This window comes from Terrabacter sp. AAH1, from assembly GCF_054456855.1.
Genome location: NZ_JBTJJV010000021.1, coordinates 21845 through 42753, shown reverse-complemented (window position 1 = coordinate 42753; position 20909 = coordinate 21845). Strand labels below are relative to the sequence as shown.

Below are 20909 nucleotides of genomic sequence, written 5' to 3'. Positions count from 1 at the left end.
CAGTCGCGACAAGGGCCGCCATGCTTGTACACGACAAGGCGCATGGGGATGGCTGGCAATCGGCGGCATCTGTGGAAGAGGCTATCCGACATTTGAGGCGCTGTCGCCTCAGGGTGTCGGAGCTAGGAGACCAGAACGTCCGGGACAACATCAGGACGGCCCTGTCCGGGCGGGTGTGGAATCGCTCAACCAACAACGTCTATGAAACCATCCTGTACTCCCTGCAGCAGCGCAGCTCTAATGTGCTATCCGAGGATTACTACGGCTTTCTGCGACCTCGGGGTGGCAGGTATTCAATAGTAGCCCCTGGGACCGAGTGGATCGCCGTGGTGGCTAGCCTCGCTACGGACCGCCCAGGAGGTGAGACGCATCTGGGCAAGGTTCTGTCGTCCCTCGCTCAATTGGGCGTGCGTCCGGAGTTGCAAGAGTTAGTGGAGTTGCTGGAATCGGCGGGGCTCGCGCGTGGTAGCGCGGATGCTGACCATGGCGTACGCGTGAAGGGTGCCTTTTGATGACGAACAGAAGCCTCGTTGGAGCGTGCCTTGCCCGCATGGCCTGTGAGCGTGACGGATTGATGGCCGTCTACCTACCCAGCGGGGTCGACCGGCTGATAGGTCAGAGCATTGTTTGGGAGGCAAATAATATCCGTCGCAGCGAGCCACCTTTCTGCGTGTTTGTGAGCAATGCGGCGCACGAGCCGGATGCCTCCATGCCGGTCGTGGACCGCGCTGAGTCAATCAAGTTCCGCCAGGGAAACCGGCTTGCCGTGGTGGATTCCACGAGTGTTGACCTCGCATCCTTCGACGGAGCCTTCCGAGAAGTAGTTGGACCGGGATTCCCGGCGACCGCAGTAACCGGGTTCGACGTCGAGACACTGTCGAGAACAGCGACGTGCCTGCTCTTGGAATTGGGGGGCCTTGAAGCTGCCGACGTTGATCTTCCAGCCTGCAGCAGCCTCTTGGCCAAATGTCTCACGCAAATTGCGAACGTCTTTGCAGAGGAGCAAGACGGCGCCGTGGCCTGGAACGCAGCCTGGTTCCGGGCGGCGGATCGCGGACTCTTACGTTTGGCGGAGGCGATCCGCGCGGAGGCGACGGGCACAGGCGATCGCACGTTCGATGAATTGGTCCATGACTTGGTGTGGCCCTGCTTTGCTCTTCCGACCCCTGACGCGGGTACGGACTGGTCCAAACGCCACACTTTTGCTGACTTCGTTGGGGCGTACGGGGATCTTTGGTCCTCGGAGGAGTCGGTTTACCTCCACACTCGTGAGGCGCTCCTCAATCTGGGGGATTCTGCGCGCCCTCTAGAGAATTGCGAGAAGATCGGCTGGGACGGCTTATCCGAGTCCGTGGCGCGAAACGGGAGCCCGTTTCTTGCCTTGCAAGAGATCGCGACAGCATCCACCAAGCTGCTTGAGGCGTTTGCAGGTGTCCGTGAGTCGCTCTTCTTCCCCGTCAATGTCCAACAAGACTTGGACGTTCGTGGCGAAGGTGGCTCCGTGATAAACGTGGGCCCATCGCATTCTTCCCCTTTGCGTTTGGCATCGTCTGCCCCTAGTGCCGACGGAAGGCTCGCGTCAGAGGAGCTTTGGGCGATCGCTAGCCCTCGTTTGGAGCCTCCTCCTTCAGCCGTGATTGCAAGTCGTATTCACCTCAAGGCGAATGGCGGGGCGCGCGTCATTGAGGAGGGGCGACCAGAACTGCAAGATGGGAAGATCGGCTTCAGGTTCCGTCTGGAGATGCCTGCGAAGCCAGAGTTCAAACTGCGCAAGATCGCAATTTCGCTCGAGGTTGCAGCTGACGATCCGCTGTACGGGTATCTGCGGGACGCGGTTGTGCCTGTTTACGTCACGCCGCCCACGCGAAGCGCTCTTGTCCTATGCCCGTGGAGCAGCCGAACGCGAAAGAACTTCAAGACGCCATCATATGTTGGTCAGGAGTCGGCGTCGGACGTCGAAGATCAATATGACGCGGAGTTGCCCTTTAACGTCGCCTTCCGTGTCGTGGTCAAGGCGCCGGTAGCTCCTGTCAGCGATAATGTAAGTCTTGCGCCGGTGCCAAACCGAGAGGACTGGTTCGTAGCCGAGCTTCCGGCTAATTCGCCTGCCACAATCAGGGCTGGGGAATTCACTTGGACCTTGTCGAACGTGGGCCCCTCCGAGGCTCCGCAATCCCTTTTGCTTGCCGCGATAGCTCATGTTCCGGTAGCTCCTGAGGACCCTGATGCTCTAGTCGTCGAATCCTTCAGAGGCCAGTTTGAGAGCCTACTTTCTGCCAGGGCAGAGGACGGGGCCTTTCAGGACTTGCTCGGGCACGTCGTCCTGGGGGTAGATGTGGTTAGCGGTTTCGATGAAGTCTCCCGCCACCGGGGACTGTTGATGCCAGCCACAGTGCGAAAGGCTTGGGACGACCGCGTCAACAAGGCGGCTGTACCCAGCGAGGCGGTGCTGGATGCCCGGTCAAATTTCGTGGCGGTCTGGAGGCGCTGTTTGGATCGGCTCGTTCCGGTCAGTGACTTTACGTCAGGGGGGTGGCCGTCGAAGAGAACGATGGCGGCATTGGCGGCCGACCCACGGCTGCTCGCTGAATTGTTGGCCTCCTACACGCGGATGATGGAGTCTGCCGACGCGAGCCGTGACGCGCTAGTGCGGTTCCAGTGTGCCTATCCGTTTAGCGCGTCCGTCTGGAATCTGACGGGGACTGGAGGTGGGTGCGCTGCGGTGCTGCTCTCGCCATGGCACCCGATTCGGCTTGCTTGGCTTGCTGAGGCGGAGGGCGCACTGCAAGCCGCAGAGCGGGCCCAAGAACTCAGCGGCGTCCTAGAGGGTTGGCAATTCCCGTTAGTGGCGCCTGCCCCCTCACCGGTGGGCCGCATGGTGTCCGTGCCCATCGACGCCGGCGAAGGGCAAGTATTTGCCGGCTGGTCACTCATGGTCCGGTTGTCCACAGATGAGGCCCAGCCGCTGACTATCCCCACGCGGGCCGCCGGTCTTCGTCTTCCCGGCAGTTCGGCGAGCGGCCTCAGCGGCTCGGCCGTCGACGCGGCCGTCCGTGACTTCCGGAGAATGAACAGTCACCTTCCAACCGTCACTGTGGATCTTGCTAGCTCGGCTTCGGGGCCGCGCCTTCGCGATTTGGACAGCAGCGTGATCCGCGCCGCATCGACATGGGCAGCGTCCGCTGCGCCTGTGCGCGGGGTGCGTGTAATGGACTCGCTGAACCGCGCCGGAGATTTGCCGCGCGAAGAGCTCGCCGAGATGCTGCACACCGCGTCACCCTCGGTGGTCACCTGGTCCCGGTACGAGGATCGGCCTGATGCGCGTCCCTTGAGCAATCTGCGGATCCTACAAGACAGCGGCGTGAAGGCGCGTTTGGAGCTCTATGCCGACGCACGGGCCGGAGGTGTGGTGGGACCGCGCCCCCTTCGCCGTTTCGAGGCTCCGGCAGCCACCCATGCCGGCTCTGAGTCCTACGTTGAGCCTGGGCTCGCGGACGTCGACTCCCCGTTTGCACTGGCAATCAGGGCGTTGGAGGGCGCTAATCAGCCACCCCGTCTCGGCCTCGAGCTGGCGGTGTCGCAACTTGTCGATACTCGCGCTGAGTGGACAATTTCCGGCGAAGCCTTCATATCTCCGTCGGCGCTGGCGCGTCAACTCGGGTCGGATAATCCAGTCGACAAGCGGATGCTCTGGGAATGGCGCCCGCCGTTCCTGCGTCCCGAGAAGGGGGAAGCTCCCCTCAACAGGCGCCCATACCTATCCGTTTCAAAGGTTTCACGAGCCCTCATCGAGCGCGTCACGGACCAGATTGCCGGTATTGCTGGTGAGGAAACAGCCCCCGCGATAGCCAACGACGTTTTCCACGCCCTGGGCTCTCAGGGAATCGGCCTCTCCTCGCTCCTGACAATGGGTGGGCATCACGCGTCCGGCGCGCTGGGCTTCTACCTTGCCCTTCGATTGTCTAAGTTGGCTGCGCCGCAAGAGAACACCCTTCGTGTCGTAATGCCTCTGGACGCGTGCCAGTCGTTTCTCGAGGTGCTGGCACCGGATGTGGCCGCTGGAGAAGTCAAGAAGCGTGCGGACTTGCTCGTTATTTCGATGTGCGAGGATCAGCTGACTATCTCCCCGGTGGAGATCAAGTTCTACGGATCTAACGGTCAAGGTGGAGCGCTAAAGACGCCTGGGGCGGACTTCGCTGAGCCGCTGTCTCAGCTAGAGGCGACGATGGACTGCCTGCGTTCAATGCAGCACGAGCGCGCACGTCTCCGTGATGAACATCTAGATGCAGACGCCGCATTGTGGGACAACGCCTTGACAACGTTGGTCGAAGCGGCGCTTCGCTTGGCTACACCCTCCTCCTCTGAGGGATTCGAGCGTGCACGTATGACACTTCATCGGCTCGTTCGAGGGGATTATGCCATCAGGCTTGGGCGCCCGCTGATTATGTTCTTCAACCATCAATCCAATGCAGTGGACGACTTCGCCGTCTACTACGAGGGACGCCCGGCGGCTCACGACCCAATGGCGGCCTACGGGGCACTCTCGGCGCGTCCGGCCGCAGCTCTCAAGGCGGTCTCCGGTCCCGAATTGGGAGACGCCAATTCGGCCATGGTGTCAAGCTGGAGTGACCTTCTGGCTTGGTCTGAGCAGAACGCCGTGGGTCAGGTCTTGGAGACTTTGGATGAGGATGGTGAGGAGGGTTCACCCCTTACCCCTGAAGAATTGCCGGAAGAAAGCGTTGTGCCGCGACTCGATTCTGTGCCATTGGACTCCCCAGAAACGGTGACGTCGGACATCGATCCCGTCTCGAGTGGAGTTCAACGTGACCTCACCGTCACCGAGGGGCCCTCTGAAGCAAGCGAGGGGGGCGCGGCTGCTGCCATTCAACATGGCGTACGTTTTCCGGTTGGTTCCTTCATTGGCGCACTCGGCAGCGGCCTCGCGGAGTACTGGCCGGGAAACACTGAAACGACTCAGCTCAACATGGGCATAGTGGGAGATTTGGGGACTGGCAAAACGCAGTTGCTCAAGGCGCTGCTTTTGAACCTGCGCCGACAAGCAAGGGCGGCTCAGGCCACTCCGGTCAGTGGCCTTGTGTTTGATTACAAGAAGGACTTTCAGGGTGCCGACTTTGCTGCTTCGGTGGGTGCAACGGTCTGGCAGCCGACGAACATGCCCCTCAATGTGCTCGAACTGCACGGCGAATATACAGCGCCTGCGGCCTATCGTCGAGCTGCATCGTTCACGACGATGCTGCAACGCATTTACTCGGGAATTGGTCCCGTGCAGCGTGACAAGTTGATTTCGACGATCATGGGACTGTTCAAAGACCATGGGGGTCTAGCGCCAACATTGGCCGAGGTGCTCGATAGGTATGGCGACGCTAGCAAGCCTGATTCCGTAACGTCGGTACTGAATGCTTTCGTCTTGGGCCAAGTGTTCTCGGAGGACAGGCATTCGCTGGTGAGTTTGGACGAGGCCATGGATGACACGGTTCTTGTGATCGGGCTCAATAGCCTAGGCGCGGATACGTACACGAAAAACGCCATTGTCGTCCTTTTCTTGGAAATGTTCTACGAAAGTATGAAGCGCCGGGGACCGCTCGCGCCGCGCATAACACCGGAAGGGGAGACGCTTCGTACTCTGACCTCCTATCTACTCGTTGACGAGGCGTCCAATATCATGCAGTATGGCTTCGAAGTCCTCCAAAGCCTTTTGAAGGAAGGCCGGGAGTTTGGGGTGGGGACGATCTTGTCATCGCAATACCTTTCCCATTTCTTTCAAGGTGGAGTGAATTACGCAGAAACGCTCTCAACTTGGTTCATCCACAAGGTTCCCAACGCGACGAAAAGCGAGTTGTCCTCGCTCGGCATCCCAGGCGCTAGTCCTGAGATGGCCGAGCGGATCAAGTCGCTCCATGTTCATGAATCGTTATACCGCAGCGACCTGTCGCCAGCTCGGTTCATACGCGACATTCCGTTCTGGAGGCTCGTGAGAGAGTCTGAGGAAGGGAACTATTGATGGCGTCCGTGCCGCCTAATGAGCTGATAGTGCCTCGGGCTCCGGCCACCACTCCTTCTGCCTCATCGGCGCTGATCCGGGCCAAAATGCAGGCTCAGGGCAGTTATGACACAAAGCCAGAAGTGGCATTGAGGAGAGCCCTTCACCGCCGCGGAGTCCGGTTCCGCCGCGACCAATCGCTTCCAAGCTATAAGCGACGGCGTGCGGACATAGTTTGGCGAGGTCGTAGATTGGCAGTTTTTGTCGATGGTTGCTTTTGGCACGGGTGTCCACGCCATTTCGTGCTCCCAAAGACGAATAGCTCGTGGTGGGAGGCGAAGATCGATGGAAATAGGGCACGCGACGAGGAAACAACGCTTCAGCTGGCCTCGTTTGGATGGACTGTCGTGCGCGTGTGGGAGCACGCCAACCTTGACGAGGCCGCGGACTCGATCAAGATGCTTCTGACTCAGCCGCCAGGCGGAGTGGTTCGGATTGAGTGAGTCTGGGCACGGGAACTGCGGCCTAGCAGGCCGTGCATGATCGCGTTCATCAGGGTCGGGCGGGTGAATGCCGCGGAAGTCTGCTGGAGTGCCGCCCCGCGCGGACGTTGATCTCCTGTGCGTACAAGTCCTTGGCAGTCCGGCAGAGACCAGCTTGGCGCACGCCCCGCGCGCCCGCTTGTGCTCGGCGATGTCGGACTGCGTCGACACCAGCCGGAACTAGCAGATAATCAAGGTGCCCTCCTCGCCGGTGACGCCGTCGGCCTCGGGTGCAGGCAGACGAAGTCGCGCACAGCGCCACACGTCGCTGCTGCATCTGCGAGCGCGGGGCGTCGCCCATGTGCGCGACGCCTGTCGACGACGTTCGAAATCGATGGCCATAGCGACGGTTGAAGACGGGCCACCCAGACAGATTTGATGGGTGATCTCAGTGGAGGGATGGGCTCTGATCCGGCGGCTGGTGGCCGAGGGTGTCCGGCAGCGTCTGGTCGCGCGGGATCTGGGGGTCGGCAGGTGGACGGTCGCGCGGGCGTTGGCGTCGGACCGGCCACCGGAGTACGACCGGGCGGCGGTGCCGATGGCGTTCACACCGTTCGAGCCGCAGGCGCGGCATTTGTTCAAGGACACCCAGAACATGCCGGCGACGGTGATCGCGGAAGCGGGTCGGCTGGACCGGGTCGATCACGTGGCTCCGTGAACGCGTGACCAGCTGCGACCGGAGCATCGACCGGCCGATCCCGCGGACCGGCTGACGTGGCTGCCGGGTGACGCGCCGCAGTGCGACCTGTGGTTCCCCTCGAAGAAGATCCCGCGCGAGGACGGCACGATGGTGCTGCTGCCGGTCATGGTGATCACCGCGGCCCATTCGCGGTTCATGTTCGGCCGGATGATCCCGACCCCGCACACCGAGGACCTGGTGCTGGGGATGTAGGAGCTGCTGCAGCAGCTCGGGCGGGTCCCGCGCCGTCTAATCTGGGACAACGAGACTCGCGTCGGGCGCGGCAAACGGCACGCTGCAGGGGTTGGCGCGTTCATCGGCACCCTGGCCACCACGTTGCACCGGTTTAAGCCGTACGACCCGGAATCGAAGGGCGTGGTCGAGCGGCGCAACGGCTTCTTCGAAACCTCCTTCATGCCCGGGCGACCCTTCGAGTCACGGGCCGACTTCAATACCCAGTTCACCGACTGGCTGACCATGGCGAACGGCCGGGTCGTGCGCACCACTCAGGCGCGTCCGGTCGAGCGGCTCGAGGCCGACCGGGCGGCGGTGCTTCCCCTGCCGCCCGTGGCGCCGGGCATGGGCTGGGTCAACCGGGTCCGGTTGGGTCGTGAGTGCTACGTGCGTGTCGACCCTGCGACTACTCGGTCGACCCCGCGGTGATCGGCCGGTTTGTCGACGTGACCGTGGACCTGTCCCATGTCGAGGTCCGCCACGAAGCCCGCCGCTCACGACCGACTGGCGGCGCGCGGGATGACCATCACCGACCCGGTCGATGTCGCCGCAGCCAAAGGAAGCTGCGCGAGCAGTTCCAGCGACCTGCCCGAACAGCCCCATCAGCCCCGATCCCCATCAGAGCTTGGCGCGGGACTTGGTCGACTCGGACCGCGCGATCGGGCTCCTCGACAGCGGGCTCCGCGATGGTGAGGTGGCCTGATGCCGGGCAGGGCGACCTGCCCGACGGCTACCGGGACAAGTTGCTGGACGACATCCTCGCCGAACTCGCTGACCAGATGACTGAGCAGCCGGCGGCGTGCGGACACCCGGAAGGGACTGCGCTCAGGCGCTGCCACGTCGTGGCGGTCTGCATGGGCGGCGACAACCGCTACTGCAGCCACTGCGAGGACTGCCGCACAGGGACGGTCCGCTCGGCGACACCCTCGACTCGGAGCGAGTCGTCCTGCAGCACAGGTGGATCACTTGGAGGCTGGATGGGGAAACGGGCTACCGAGGTTTCAGCAGCTGCATCTGATGGGGCCGGCTTGGAGTGCGCCAAAGTACGCTATAGGGCGTACTCCTCAAGCCGGAGGTAGGCCCTTCCGCGGTGTACGCGCGATAGTCAGCAGCCCTCAAGCGGTCAGAACCGCTGGCCGACTACCGTACGAAGGTCGCCGTCGCCCGAGCGGAGCCTCCAGAACTTCCGCCCGTTGGTGTTCACGGTCTCTCGCTTTCCAGGGACGTGGGAGACCACTGCCTCCGCGGCGGCTGTGGGTGAAGAGAACACCTTGCCAGACCAAGGAGCCGACGTGATGCGAACTTCGAGGCTCGCTGGGTTGAACTCAGCCTCGAAGGTTTGGCCTTTGAAGACCCGGTAGACGGGAATCCACTTTGTCTCGCGGACAACTGACGACTGCTCGGGCGGCGTGGATGCTTGAGGCGCCATTCGAGCCCGCTGAGCCGCCGGAGTGTGTCTTGCCTCGGGCACATTCGAGCGTGGCGCCTCTTGATCAAGTCTTGAGACCAGCATTGCGACTACCTCGCCAGGGGAACATCCCATTAGTGCCGCTGAGAAACGCAGCTTCTCGTACGTGGAACTGTCTACGGTCACGCTGGCCACGGAGGCTCCTATCTCGGCAAGCTCAAATGTCCGTTGAGACACCCTGATGACACTTTCCGAACATCCTTGAATTGCAGGGACGTTCTGTGCGAATTGGTTCCGCGGCCGGCACTCCCCGCGCGTGGCGTGCGCCGCATGTGCGCCAGAGCGCGTAGGCGAGCAAGTGCACCAAACTCGCCACTCAACATGGCCGAGTCGCGCCGCATCGCGACAAGCAAGCGCGGCAATGGGTCCTCACCTGCGATCGTCCTCGTCGTTAGCCGTTCTTGCCATTAACTCCTGAAGGCGTTCGATAACTGCGGGCCAGAGGTCCGGAGCGAGCGCATGGCGGATCTCAGCAGCGATTGTTTCTGCAGCGCCATCGACGATGGTGCGATTAAGCAGGCCAAGCCTCGGAAGTCGCAGAGAGTGGCGTGGCCTCGCGACTCCAGCTGCAGCGTGATCATCAATCGTGGCGGGGTCGGCGCCAAGGTCGTCTGACTCTGGTTGAGGTGAAACGATTTGCGCGCTAGGTGTTGACTCCCTCGCTGTTGGGGTGAAGAGATCGGTTTGCTCTAGCCCCCGGACCTCCGCGATCTCTAGTAGACCGTCGCTGACCGTTTGGTCCTTGGGGAGCGGCAGTGGGTCACCGGTATGTACCACAGTCAGGTACTTGGTCGTTCGTGTCAGCGCTACATATAGATGACGGAGGCCCCATTCGGACTCGTGCACGATTGCTGCAGGGTCGAGAATGACGACCGCGTCAAACTCCAACCCCTTTGCCTCGGCCGGGCTGGCGATGTTGATCGACGCGTCCAGCTGTCCGGCGCCGACGTCCGCCCATTTCACGTCGTGCCAGATGAGTTCATCCTCGAGTTTTTGTCTGTGCGCGTCCGGACAGATGACGCCGACGAATCGCCCGCTACCGGCGTGGCCCCTCGCCGCGGACAGTGCAGCATCCACCAGATCGCCGTCCTCCGACATCACTAGCTCGGGCTCCCCCGGGCCAAGTCGAACGACGGTGGGCGGGGTGAGGCCAGGGGCGACATACGGCAGTAGTTGAGCGGCGAACTCGTAGATCTGTCGTGGCACGCGATAGCCGAGCTCCAGCTGCTCGAAGGCAACCTTTGCGTCCATTGTGAGCGCAGCCTGAACGTCGTCCCAGCTGTTGCGCGCCCAAGGGCCCGTCGACTGGGCGATGTCTCCCAAGACGGTCATCGAGCCGTCGCTGGAGCGGCGTCTGATCGATCGGAGCTGCATCGGCGAAAGATCCTGCGCTTCATCTACGACGATGTGACCGTAGGTGGCGGTGAAGCGCCCGTTGATGAGCTCGTCCGCTTCGTCCAAGAGAGCGACGTCTGCGTCCGACCATTGCTCGTCCGAGACCTTGTCGGAGGCTGCGCGCGAGAGCCTGCTGACCTCGGATGCAGTGAAGAGGTCTCCCGCGGCTGCCAGCAGCCGATCGCGTGAGCCGAACAGGTCGCGAAGGAAAGCCGTCGTAGTGAGCGACGGCCACACCCGCTCCACAGCGGCGTCAACTGTTGCCGGCGCGATCACTACGCCACGCGGACTCCGCATAGAAGTCTCGCGCTGGATGAATGAGCGGAAGGAGGCCCTGCCGACGTTGTACGAACCGCGATCACGGTGCCTCGGGAGTTCTGACTCGATTTCCTCGCGTGTAAAACGCGGACTGCCGAAACCGGTGCCGACCTCGATCGTTGCGGCGCGCTCAGGGAATCGCACACGTTGCCACAAGGCAGTCCTGAGCAGGTCCACCATCCGGGCTTCGCCCTTGATCCGCCTGACGGAGGTCGACTCGTGGCGGCCAGTAGATCGCTGAGGGCCCAACGACCGAAGATCCCGGTACTCGACGTTGTCGTCGCCCAACCCCGGCAGCACTCCGCGGATGTACTTGGTGAAGGTGTCTGTCGGGCCGACGACGAGCACGTCTTCCGGGGGCAGAGCGCCGGCATGGTTGAAGAGAAGCCACGACACTCGGTGAAGGGCTACCGCTGTCTTCCCGGTGCCCGGACCGCCTTGAATGATGAGGAGCTGCTCGAGGGGGCTGCGGACGAGGGCATACTGCGCCGCTTGGATGGTCTGGACGATGTCACGCATCTCGCCAGTGCGACCAGCGTCGAGGTCACGAAGCAGTGCGTCATCAACACCCCATCGTTCCTCGTCGGTGGCAATCATGCCGGCGACCCGCTGCGCGAGTTCCTCGAACAGGATGTCGTCGAAATCTTCGATCTCGTTGCGTGTGCAGGTGAAGGTCCGTTTGAGTGTCACGCCCATGGCGTTGTCAAAGGACGCTTCGAAGTACGGGATGGCGGCGGGTGCCTGCCAGTTGATGACCAGGAGATCGTGGTCATCATCTGAGATCGCGTGCTTTCCGACATAGAGAGTCTCCCCGGCGATGTCGATGCGGCCGACCGCGACAGCCTCCTCGGGGGCGCCTAGTTTTGATATGGCCGCCTGAGCGGCTCGACGCACGGCAGCCGCCGCCTTCTTTGGGCCGCCCGCTGCCTCGCCGGCTCCATCGAGCGTCTTACGGGTGCTCTCGCGGGCGACCCAAGCTGCGTCGAAGTGAGCTTGCTCGGCCTTAAGCACGTCCTGAACGACGGTCAACACAGTCCCCTGTAACTCATACCTGCGGTTGCTGCCGCCACCGTAACTAACCGCCGCCCGACATGGGCGGGAATCTCGGGAAGTGTTCCTCATCTAACGGGCTGCGACTCGCAAGCGCCTCGTGAGATTGGTACCTGAGACCGGCGCCGCCGCAAACGCAATATGCGGCGAACCTCGAGCAGCTCGGAAACTGCATCGGCCTCGCCCTCCAGCACAGTCTCGCTCGCTCCGCTGGTCTAACGGTCGTCCCCCGCGGTCAGCCCAGCAATGCCGGCGCGGCGTGCGCGACCCGGCCTCACGCGTACGCCCAGAGCTGGAGGCTCGACCCTCGGAGACCGCCGCCGGCGCGGCACAACGGCACAAAACGCTTCCCATCCTGCCGTCCGCTCTTACCATTTCTTGACGGGCTCATTACGCCCGCCCGGTCGAGGGGAGCACGACATGGGGACGCAACGATCGACCCCGCTGATCGGGGCCGGCGGTCCTCGCGAGGCTGACGTGCTGCGACTCGCCATCGACGTCGCCCGCCAGATCGCCGCCGGCGAGCCGTTCAAGCACGACTTCGTACGCCGCATCGAGGTCGTGCTCGCCGCCGACGGAGGCTGCGGGCTGGCCACCTTCAGCGCGGACCTGCAGCCCGGCGACGCGCCGGACGTGGTCACCTCCGACGGCTGCATCGTGCTGCCCGGGCAGGCCGAGCGGGCAGCGCAGTTCGTCGGCACGCACCCGTCGTTCGCGGCCATGTTCCAGTTCGGCGCCACGCGCCCCGTCCGCACCAGCGACCAGGTGCGCATGGACGCGTTCTGGGAGACGGAGGAGTTCGACGCGATGCACGGCTGGCTGCCGACCGCCCACTACCCGGCCTCCATCGCCCTGCAGGTGAGCCCGGGCGGCTTCGCGTTCCTCGGCCTGCACCGCGACCGCCGCGACTTCACCGACGACGACCTCGACGCACTCGCCCTGATCCAGAGCATCGTCGCCCCGGCCCTGACGCTCAACGCGCGGCTCGAGGCGGCCACGAACCGGCTCCGGGCCCTGGCTCTCGACGAGGGCTCGAACATCCTCGGCCGCGACGAGCTCACGGCACTGACCCGCCGCGAGGAGCAGGTCCTGGCGCTCGCCGCCGGGGGCCTCACCAGCGGCGCCATCGCGCACCGCCTCGGGCTCAGCGAACGCACCGTCCGCAAGCACCTCTCAGCCGTGTACGCGAAAACGGGCCTTCGCGGGCGTGCCGCGGCCACAGCGTGGTGGGCGGCGCAGAGCCGCCGCGGTGGCGAACCGCCCGGTCGCCGGTGACGGCCCAAGGGACAGGTGTCGTTTCCGACACCTAGCGCCCGGCTCCTCCGCATTCCATCCTTGGGGAGCGGCGCCGCCGTTCCCTCCCTGCGAGGGAGCGACGGCGGCGCCAGAGGGGGCCAGAAGTTGATCGGACCGCCGGCAGCCGGACGATCCACTCCTGGGGGAGTTCAAGGGGGATTACTGGGTGCGCCTGGTGGGGCTACTGGGCGCACCCACCCATGCCCGGTGCCGGTCAGGAGTACCAGGTCTTCGTGTAGGCCAAATTGTCCTCGAACGAGACGTAGACGTAGCCGCCGCTCGTGTTCCGCCACTGGTAGCCGGCGTACGTCTTGCCACCCGACTCCATGAAGCTGATCCGCGTGCCGTTCGACCCGAAGATCGAGCGGACCCGTGCGAGCGAGTCGCCACCGTCCCACGGCGCCTGCACCGTCGTGTACTCGGTCCACGTCACGGTGCCGTAGTTGGTCACCTTCACCACCGAGGCCGTGCGGACCCGGTAGAGGCTGTAGTAGCTGTACCTGTAGGCCGTGTACGAGACCGTCTTCGAGAAGGTCGACGGCAGGCTCGCCCCGTAGTCGTAGATGTCCGTCGTCTGCATGCCGACCGTCGGCGGCTCGTACCCCAGGTACTGCCCCTGGATGGCGATGGTCCTCGTCACCGAAGCCCCGGCGCCGGTGAAGTTCTCGAGCGTCACGTTGCAGGTCGCGTTGACCGTCCAGGTGTAGCCCCCGCCGTCGTCGAAGTAGCCGGTGATGGTGCAGGAGTTGAGAGTGTCGTAGTCGACGTTGTAGCTGACCGTCTTCGTCGCCGTGTACGGCGTCGCCTTGCGGTACTTGTACGTCGAGTAGACCGTGTAGTTGCCCGGTGCCGTCCACCGCGACGTTACGTTGGAGGCCAGTGTCTGGCCCGCCGAGTTCTTCACGGTGACGCGACGGTCGATGACCGTGTAACCCGACACCGGAGGTGTCGCGGAGGGTGCGAGGTTGGCCTTGTATCCGTTCCACGAGTACGCGTTGTGCGTCGTCTTCGCGGTGCGGATCCAGGTGACGGCCTGCGCCTCACCCGGCGATGCTGCGACCAGGGCAGCCGTGGCCGCCATCAGCGCGACGAGACCTCGCGCCAGCTGCTTCTTCATTCACGTCCAATCGTGCGCGCCGAGATCAGACTCGGCGAAGGGAGCACCGCGGACCTTCCCTGTGACACCGCGGTGTGCGCGCTCGGACCGGGTCCGGGCGACGACATCTCGGGACGCTACTGAGTCCCACGACCGGTTTCTGTGAAATGCCCGAATTGCTCGTGAGAGGAACCCGACAGTGCCGCGCTCTCAAAGGCTTTCAGCGCGGCAGCCGGCTGACCCGCTCCCAGAAGTGGTCGCGCAGCAGGAAGCGCAGCTGGTCCTCGACGTCATAGCGGTCCAGGCGAGCCGACAGGTCCAGCAGCAGCGCCCGGTCGAGGTCGTTGGGGATGAACGGCTTCTGGCTCATCAGGCGTGAACGGTCGGCAGGGCTGGCCGTGATGGCCCACGTGTCGATCACCCGGCGGCATACCTCGTCGATGACCTCCAGCTCGTGGGGGCTGACGGCCGACACCGGCTCGGTGGTGCCGTTCCCGTCGCTGCTGCTCGACCACACGACACGCGGCGGGCTCCCCACGGGCCCCGGCGCCGCAGGCTTCGGCGACGGCCTGCTGCCTGCGAGCACCGCGGGAGTGGGCCGGGCCGACGCGGCGGTCGACGGCTCACCCTCCACCACCAGGGGCGCAGTCTCGACAACGACCGGCTCGCGCGGCCCCGGCAGTGGGACGCCCCCGGCCGCGGCGACGGCAGCAGCGGCCGGCGACAGCGGCACGTCGGTCTCCGGCTGGAGCTGGCGCACGTGCACCGTCTCGTCGATGACCGCCCCGTCCAGCACGATGAGGTCGTCGGCCTCGCGGATCAGGTGGCGCGACACGGCGTGCGCCTTGCCCGACCGGTCGGGCACCGCCATGAGCACGACCTGCATGCCGTGGCTCTGCGCCTCCTCGACGGCCTCGCTCAGGTCGTCGTCGCCCGACAGCAGGTAGATGACGTCGACCGAGCGGTTGCGCCCGTGCGCGGCGAGGTCGAGGCCGATGCGAAGGTCCACGCCCTTCTGCTCGCCCTGCGGCGACGTGCGCCCCAGCCGCAGCTTGACGCGCGGCAGCATGCCGATGCCCTCCTGAGTGGCGTCGGGCGTGCCCCCGGACCGGTTGCCGGAGTCGTACCAGTGCAGCCGCAGCAGCGGCAGCCCGCTGGCCTTCTCGGCGTCGGCGATGAGGCGCGCCACGAGGTCCGGGTAGGACACGACGACGCCCTTGCGCAGCGACGTGCCCGTCACCCGGGTGGCTGCGGCCGCCAGCAGGTACCCGACGTCGACGTAGAGCGCGCAGTAGGACCGCATGCGAGGAGCGTCTCACGCCCGCCGCCGTATGCCGGCACGTGCCGCGGGCGGGTCACTCGCAGTTCGCGTACACTCCCGAGAGCGGCATCTCCATGAAGCACGTCGGGCAGACGGCGCCCCGCCGCTCCTCGGAGGACGTGCGCGTGGTGGCGCGTGGAGAAGAGGCCCGGGCGGCAGCGCGGGGAGTGCGCGTGCTGCGCTCGCGAGCCTCTCGCGTACGCGTGTGAACCGTCGGGCGCGCGTCCGCGGGCACGTCGGCGCCCCAGTGCCGGTAGCACTCGAGGCGTGCGGTGGCGGCCTGCAGCTCACGCTCGTCCGGGTCGTCGAGCGGCGGCTGGCCCGCCAGCTTGCGCGCCTCGTCGTAGCCCGTGCTGACCCGACCGTCCTGCTTGTGCACGACGAGCGACGTCAGCGGCGGTTCCTCGCGCACGTGGTTGACCTTCGCCATGTCGGCGAGCAGCGGGCCGATCCACGTGCGCATCTCGGACTTGCTCCACAGCGCCGACCGACGTTGCACCTCCTCGGCCAGCTCGGAGTAGGTGATGACGGCGTCGTAGCGACCCGCCGTCTCCACGAGCACCTCGTACGCGTGCTTCGCCCAGTGGGGGTGCCCCACCTGAGTTGTCACATAGGTGCCGCTCTCAGACACGGCCGACCCTCCCGTCCCGTCATGGTCACCGACCCAACCAGTCTCCACCCTGGCGCAGGGGGACCGAGCGCCACCCTGCTGACAGGTGCGACGTCGACAGATCAGCTCGCGGGCCTTGGTGCCAAGGCGAGACGAGGCCGCAGAGCCGGCAGTCGCCCAGCCCGAGTGTCCATGACGCCGGTCCAGCCATGCGGGGTGACGACGTAGACGTCACCGGGGACGGCGCTCTGGAGGTGGTCGCTGAAGCGCCAGGCATTCAGCCAGCGGTGCTCGGTGATGGTGTCGATGACCCGCCCCTCACGGCACACGACCGTCACGAGCAGGTGAGTGGCAGGGCTCCATCCTGTCGCCGTTCGCCTGCTCGGTGGGACGAGCTGCTCGGCGACCTCTGCAAGACGGTGACTGGCGTCGAGTCTGTCCCAACCCCGCTGCGACTCAGGTGGATCCGGCACGACGACGGCAGCGATCAGCTCTTGGGACTCCATCTGCAGAGAAGCCACCACGACCTGGCCGACCCGCAAGGGGCAACAGCTGTCGATCGCGCGCAGGACTCGTCCGGGGTCTTCCAGCTCCCATCGTTCACGTGATCTCGTCATGGTCGGACCGTGCCACCGCGAAGCGTTTGAGCGCTCGAGTTGTCCCCAGCCACGGTGTTCGGACATTGCGGTTCGAGCCTGTGGATGACCCCGGCTGTTGTCGCCGCGGTGGTGGTTGGGTCGTCGGCACACCGGCACACACCGGCACACCGACGCGCAGCAGGGAAGGACCCCGTGGGCTACAGCACGCACTACCTCGGCCGGCTCGACATCGAGCCGGTGCTGAACCAGGCCGAGATCGAGTGGCTCCGGGCCTATGCAGAGGTCTGGGAACCGGGTGAGTGGGGCTATGACCTGCCGCCGAACCCCCGAGGGGCGATTCCCGACAGCCGTAGGCGAGGCCGAGAGCTCACTGGTGCCGATGAAGATCCAGAAGTTCGGACGCCGTGGGGGAGGTGCGACTGGCGGCCGTGTGTGCAGGGCTGCTGCCTCGGGTGGAGGGAGTTCGAGAAGTCGAACAATGCTGTGGCCTGGCTCGAGCACCTGGTCGAGCACTTCCTTTGCCCCGACGGCCTGGCGCGCGGGATGCACCGCGATTTCGCCGACTTCACGTTCGACCACGTCGTCCGAGGTGTCATCGCGGCGGAGCGCGGGGACAGTCGCCAGCTCTTCCTCATCCGGGCGGTCGACAACGTCATCACCACAGAGACGCTGGTCGCCGGTGACCCGTGGGACTGGTGACTGACGGTGACTACAATGAGGCATGAGGTGGTCACATTGAGTCGGCGTCAGGTGGGGATCCGCGAGCTCAAGAGCAAGCTGAGCGAGTTCCTCTCGCTCGCTCAGGCTGGTGAGACCCTCGTCATCACCGACCGAGGCAAGCCCGTCGCGGAGCTCCGCCCACTCGCCGGCCGCACGACCCTTCAAACGCTGATCGACGAGGGCCTCGTGACACACGCCCGGCCCAAGGAGAAGTTGCCTCCACTGATTGCTGTCGAAGGTGGCATCAGCGACCTCGTCAGCGACCAGAGCCGGTGATCCTCTATCTGGACACGTCGGCGTTCGTGCCGCTGCTCGTCGCCGAACCCTCCTCGACCGTGTGCCGACGGCTCTGGGACGCGGCCGACGAGGTCGTCTCGTCGGTGGCCCTGCGCCCGGAGGTCGCGTCGGCCATGTGGCGGGCTCGCCACGCCGACCACATCACCGCGCGGCAGATGTACGACCTTTCGAAGGCCGTGGACGCCCTGGCCGACCAGATGCACCTCGTGACCCTCGGTGACCGGCTCTCGCGGGACGCGGCGTCGTTCGCGGCGTCCTACGGACTGCGCGCCTACGACGCCGTCCATGCCGCCACCGCCGCGCTGGTGGTGGGTGACGACGGGCTGGCTGCCTCCGGAGATCGGGACCTGCTCGCCGCGTGGCAGTCTGCGGGATTCGCGACGTGTGACGTCAACGCCATCACATCGTGACATCGGCGCTCCGTGCGGGGCTTGGGCCGCCGGCGCTCGGATCTTGCTGCGCTGAGGGGAGCAGGATCCGAGTCAGCCGACCGTCCCCGGCGGCCCCATCTCCGTGGCGATGACGTGCATGACCGCGTTGATGAGCGCCAGGTGGGTGAACGCCTGCGGGAAGTTGCCGAGGTGGCGCCCGTTGTGGGTGTCGATCTCCTCGGCGTAGAGCTCGAGCGGCCCCGCGAGCGAGAGCAGCTTCGCGCACAGCTCGTGGGCCCGCTTCGTCTCCCCGATCTCCGACAGGGCGGAGACGAGCCAGAACGAGCAGATCGTGAACGTGCCCTCCTCACCGGAGAAACCGTCGTCGGTCTCCTCGACGCGGTAGCGCAGCACCAGCCCATCGACCGTCAGCTCGTCGGCGATCGCGAGCACCGTCGCGCGGATCACCGGGTGGTCCGCCGGCAGGAAGCGCACGAGCGGCGCCAGCAGCAGCGACGCGTCGAGCGCATCCGTGCCGTAGTACTGCGTCAGCACCCCGCGCGAGTCGACACCGTTGGCGAGGATGTCCTCCTTGATCTCGTCAGCGGCCAGCCGCCACTCCGACGCCTGCGAGTCCTGGCCGATCATCGTGGCGAGCTTCGCCCCGCGGTCGACGGCGACCCAGCACATGATCTTCGACGACGTGAAGTGCTGCAGCTCGCCGCGCACCTCCCAGATGCCGGCATCCGGCTCGCGCCAGTGCTTGAGCGCCGCCTCCACCTGCTTGCCGAGGATCGGCCAGATGCGCCCGTCGAGGTGGTCGGCGACCTTGGAGTGCAGGTAGACCGAGTCCAGCAGTGCACCCCAGACGTCGTGCTGCACCTGCGAGTGCGCGGCGTTGCCGATGCGCACGGGGCGCGACCCGGCATACCCGGGCAGGTGGTCGAGCTCCGACTCCGGCAGGTCGCGCTCCCCGCCGATGCCGTACATGATCTGCAGGTCCTCGTCGCGCTCGGCCATGTCGGCGATGAACGCGAAGAAGTCGACTGCCTCCCAGTCGAACCCGAGCGAGTAGAGGCCCCACAGCGCGAACGTCGCGTCACGGATCCACGTGAACCGGTAGTCGTAGTTGCGCGCCCCACCGATGGTCTCGGGCAGTGACGTCGTCGCCGCGGCCGCGATCGCCCCGGTCGGCGCGTACGTCAGACCCTTGAGCGTCAACGCACTTCGCTGCAGGTAGCTGCGCCACGGGTGGTCGGGGAACTTGCCGCGCGCGAGCCAGTGCTGCCAGTGATGCGCCGTCCACTCCAGCCGGTCGTGCGCGTCCTCCGAGGTCAACGGCGGCTCGATCGCACCCCACGACAGCGCGACGTAGCGCTCGTCGCCCTGCCTGAGCAGCGTTCTGGCAGAGGCCTGCCCGCCGTCGAAGCCGATGCGCATGTCACTCGTCAGCGTGAGCGTGACGCCCGACCCGTTCCCCTGCGAGACGCACTGGTGGTAGCCGTGCTCGGTGTACTCCCACTTCACCGGCGTGCGCCCGTAGTCGAGGATCGGCTCGCAGTCCACCACCGTCTGCACCTCACCCGACACGCACCGGATCGAGCGCAGCAGCGTGTGCTGGGAGTCGTAGTCCATCGGCGTGCGGTGGTGCTTCTCCGAGATGCCCTCGTCGTGGTGCCACGGCCCGATCAGCAACACGTCGCGCACGATGATCCAGCCCGTCGGCGTGCCCCAGCTCGTCTCCAGCACCATGGTTCCCGGCAGGTAGCGCCGCGCGGTCGGCACGCTCACGTCCGACGGGCCGAGCCGGAAACGCCCCGCGTGCCGCCCCAGCAGGCAGCCGAAGATGCTCGGAGAGTCCAGGCGCGGCAAGCACATCCAGTCGATGTCGCCGCCCGGGGCGACTAGTGCCGTCACCTCACCGTCCGACAGGAACCCGTAGTCCGCGATCGGCACCACCTTCGCGTGCGGGAGTGCATCCGGTGCCGCCGCATACCCGTGACCGTCCATGCAACCACCCTGCTCGCGGCGCAAGGAGACCGCAAGAGTTCCACAAGGTCAACGGAATACCTTCGTAGTGACCCGAAAAGCGCCCTTCACTGGACGTAGTCGTCAGGGGATGACGAAGGACTTTGACGGTTGGCCCGTTGTGGTACGTGAACCGTCTCGGGGCCCGGCGCTCGCAACGCGAGACGGGCCCCTTCGTCGTGGTCGACCGGCTCGGGGGTTCGACCGGCTCGGTGCCCTCAGGCGACGGCGATGTCGACGAGCAGCTCGGTCGCGAGCCTCTCCAGGTCGGCGCGCAGCGCGCCGCTGTCGGACTCGGCCGGCACCCGCACGACGACGTGAGCCTCGAAGAGCAGCCCTCCCGCCATCGGCGCCTCGCGCGTGCCTGTGGTCATCGTCTCGATCGACAGCTCGTGCCGGCTCAGCACCGACGACACCTCGCGCACGATGCCGGGGGAGTCGTTGCCGAGCAGGTCGATGGTGAGGCGCTGCGAGCCGGCGTCGTCGGGCACCGAGTCGACCTCGGCACCCGGGTGCGTCGTCACCTCCAGCAGCCCGTCGAGCTCGTGCAGGGCCGCCGTCAGCTCGTCGACCCGGCCATCCGGCACACCCACGACGACGATGCCGGCGAACTTGCCGGCGAGCTCGGCCAGCTGGCTGTCCTCCCAGTTGCCGTCGTGCGCGGTGACGACGTCCGCGAGCGCGTTGACGAGGCCGGCGCGGTCGTCGCCGATGACGGTGAGCACGAGTCTGGGCACACCCGCAGCCTACTGACGCGCCGCGGCCCCGTCCGTGCGGCGCTGGAAAGTGAGCAATCGACGGGGAGGAAGGGCGAGATCTTCTGGTCGAGTGCTCACTTCCTGAATCCGCCCGTCGGAGAGTGAGCACTCGACGAGAGAGGGGGC

16 protein-coding genes are annotated in these 20909 nt (G+C 65.4%); 9 read left to right on the top strand and 7 right to left on the bottom strand.

The window, feature by feature from the left end:
* Positions 1-511 precede the first annotated feature (511 nt).
* The 5 genes from ACXR8F_RS20730 (at position 512) to ACXR8F_RS20710 (ending at position 8535) form a co-directional block, all read left to right on the top strand.
* The gene (locus ACXR8F_RS20730) at positions 512-6022 is read left to right on the top strand and encodes an ATP-binding protein (RefSeq protein ID WP_458803406.1); all 5511 of its coding nucleotides are present in this window, start codon (positions 512-514) and stop codon (positions 6020-6022) included.
* A complete protein-coding gene (locus tag ACXR8F_RS20725; protein WP_458803404.1) occupies positions 6022-6504 on the top strand; it encodes a very short patch repair endonuclease in 483 nt (160 codons plus the stop codon). Before ACXR8F_RS20730 ends, ACXR8F_RS20725 begins: the two co-directional genes overlap by 1 nt.
* 421 nt (positions 6505-6925) lie before the next feature.
* Positions 6926-7201: a hypothetical protein gene (locus ACXR8F_RS20720; protein ID WP_458803402.1), complete on the top strand. Its 276-nt coding sequence runs from the start codon at positions 6926-6928 to the stop codon at positions 7199-7201.
* Between the two features lie 396 nt (positions 7202-7597).
* A complete protein-coding gene (locus ACXR8F_RS20715) occupies positions 7598-7885 on the top strand; it encodes a hypothetical protein (RefSeq protein ID WP_458803400.1) in 288 nt (95 codons plus the stop codon).
* Entirely contained in the window at positions 7837-8535 is a 699-nt protein-coding gene (locus ACXR8F_RS20710) for a Mu transposase domain-containing protein (protein ID WP_458803398.1), read from the top strand. Before ACXR8F_RS20715 ends, ACXR8F_RS20710 begins: the two co-directional genes overlap by 49 nt.
* A 44-nt stretch (positions 8536-8579) precedes the next feature.
* Here the strand turns inward: ACXR8F_RS20710 and ACXR8F_RS20705 are convergent, their stop codons facing one another.
* Both ACXR8F_RS20705 and ACXR8F_RS20700 read right to left on the bottom strand, forming a co-directional pair.
* Positions 8580-9059: a hypothetical protein gene (locus tag ACXR8F_RS20705; protein WP_458803396.1), complete on the bottom strand. Its 480-nt coding sequence runs from the start codon at positions 9057-9059 to the stop codon at positions 8580-8582.
* Positions 9060-9293: 234 nt separating this feature from the next.
* Positions 9294-11666, bottom strand: a complete 2373-nt coding sequence (locus ACXR8F_RS20700) for a HelD family protein (protein WP_458803394.1) — start codon at positions 11664-11666, stop codon at positions 9294-9296.
* Positions 11667-12107: 441 nt separating this feature from the next.
* Between ACXR8F_RS20700 and ACXR8F_RS20695 the strand changes: the two genes are divergently transcribed.
* Entirely contained in the window at positions 12108-12962 is an 855-nt protein-coding gene (locus ACXR8F_RS20695; RefSeq protein WP_458803392.1) for a helix-turn-helix transcriptional regulator, read from the top strand.
* 235 nt (positions 12963-13197) lie between these two features.
* Here ACXR8F_RS20695 and ACXR8F_RS20690 read toward each other — a convergent pair whose 3' ends face one another.
* From ACXR8F_RS20690 to ACXR8F_RS20680, 3 genes are all read right to left on the bottom strand, one after another.
* A complete protein-coding gene (locus tag ACXR8F_RS20690; RefSeq protein ID WP_458803390.1) occupies positions 13198-14100 on the bottom strand; it encodes a hypothetical protein in 903 nt (300 codons plus the stop codon).
* A 199-nt stretch (positions 14101-14299) separates the two neighbouring features.
* Positions 14300-15382, bottom strand: a complete 1083-nt coding sequence (locus ACXR8F_RS20685) for an NYN domain-containing protein (protein WP_458803388.1) — start codon at positions 15380-15382, stop codon at positions 14300-14302.
* A 52-nt stretch (positions 15383-15434) separates the two neighbouring features.
* Positions 15435-16031, bottom strand: coding sequence for a hypothetical protein (locus ACXR8F_RS20680; RefSeq protein ID WP_458803386.1), 597 nt, complete (start codon positions 16029-16031; stop codon positions 15435-15437).
* A gap of 770 nt (positions 16032-16801) precedes the next feature.
* Between ACXR8F_RS20680 and ACXR8F_RS20675 the strand changes: the two genes are divergently transcribed.
* Genes ACXR8F_RS20675 through ACXR8F_RS20665 form a run of 3 tightly spaced genes read left to right on the top strand, consistent with a single transcriptional unit; the run spans position 16802 to position 18036 of the window.
* Positions 16802-17308, top strand: a complete 507-nt coding sequence (locus ACXR8F_RS20675) for a hypothetical protein (RefSeq protein ID WP_458803385.1) — start codon at positions 16802-16804, stop codon at positions 17306-17308.
* Positions 17309-17344: 36 nt separating this feature from the next.
* Positions 17345-17605 carry a type II toxin-antitoxin system Phd/YefM family antitoxin gene (locus ACXR8F_RS20670; protein WP_458803384.1) on the top strand — a complete coding sequence of 87 codons (261 nt, stop codon included), beginning with the start codon at positions 17345-17347 and terminating at the stop codon, positions 17603-17605.
* A complete protein-coding gene (locus ACXR8F_RS20665) occupies positions 17602-18036 on the top strand; it encodes a type II toxin-antitoxin system VapC family toxin (RefSeq protein ID WP_458803382.1) in 435 nt (144 codons plus the stop codon). Before ACXR8F_RS20670 ends, ACXR8F_RS20665 begins: the two co-directional genes overlap by 4 nt.
* A gap of 72 nt (positions 18037-18108) precedes the next feature.
* Here the strand turns inward: ACXR8F_RS20665 and ACXR8F_RS20660 are convergent, their stop codons facing one another.
* Both ACXR8F_RS20660 and ACXR8F_RS20655 read right to left on the bottom strand, forming a co-directional pair.
* Entirely contained in the window at positions 18109-20007 is a 1899-nt protein-coding gene (locus ACXR8F_RS20660) for a glycoside hydrolase family 15 protein (protein WP_458803380.1), read from the bottom strand.
* Between the two features lie 236 nt (positions 20008-20243).
* Positions 20244-20762, bottom strand: a complete 519-nt coding sequence (locus ACXR8F_RS20655) for a glycine cleavage system transcriptional repressor (protein ID WP_458803378.1) — start codon at positions 20760-20762, stop codon at positions 20244-20246.
* Positions 20763-20909: the final 147 nt, after the last annotated feature.

Bases quoted from the DNA above. Each gene is read 5' to 3' on its own strand.
- ACXR8F_RS20730 (WP_458803406.1), top strand. From the start codon at position 512: ATGACGAACAGAAGCCTCGTTGGAGCGTGCCTTGCCCGCATGGCCTGT.
- ACXR8F_RS20725 (WP_458803404.1), top strand. From the start codon at position 6,022: ATGGCGTCCGTGCCGCCTAATGAGCTGATAGTGCCTCGGGCTCCGGCC.
- ACXR8F_RS20695 (WP_458803392.1), top strand. From the start codon at position 12,108: ATGGGGACGCAACGATCGACCCCGCTGATCGGGGCCGGCGGTCCTCGC.
- ACXR8F_RS20690 (WP_458803390.1), bottom strand. From the start codon at position 14,100: ATGAAGAAGCAGCTGGCGCGAGGTCTCGTCGCGCTGATGGCGGCCACG.
- ACXR8F_RS20685 (WP_458803388.1), bottom strand. From the start codon at position 15,382: ATGCGGTCCTACTGCGCGCTCTACGTCGACGTCGGGTACCTGCTGGCG.
- ACXR8F_RS20660 (WP_458803380.1), bottom strand. From the start codon at position 20,007: ATGGACGGTCACGGGTATGCGGCGGCACCGGATGCACTCCCGCACGCG.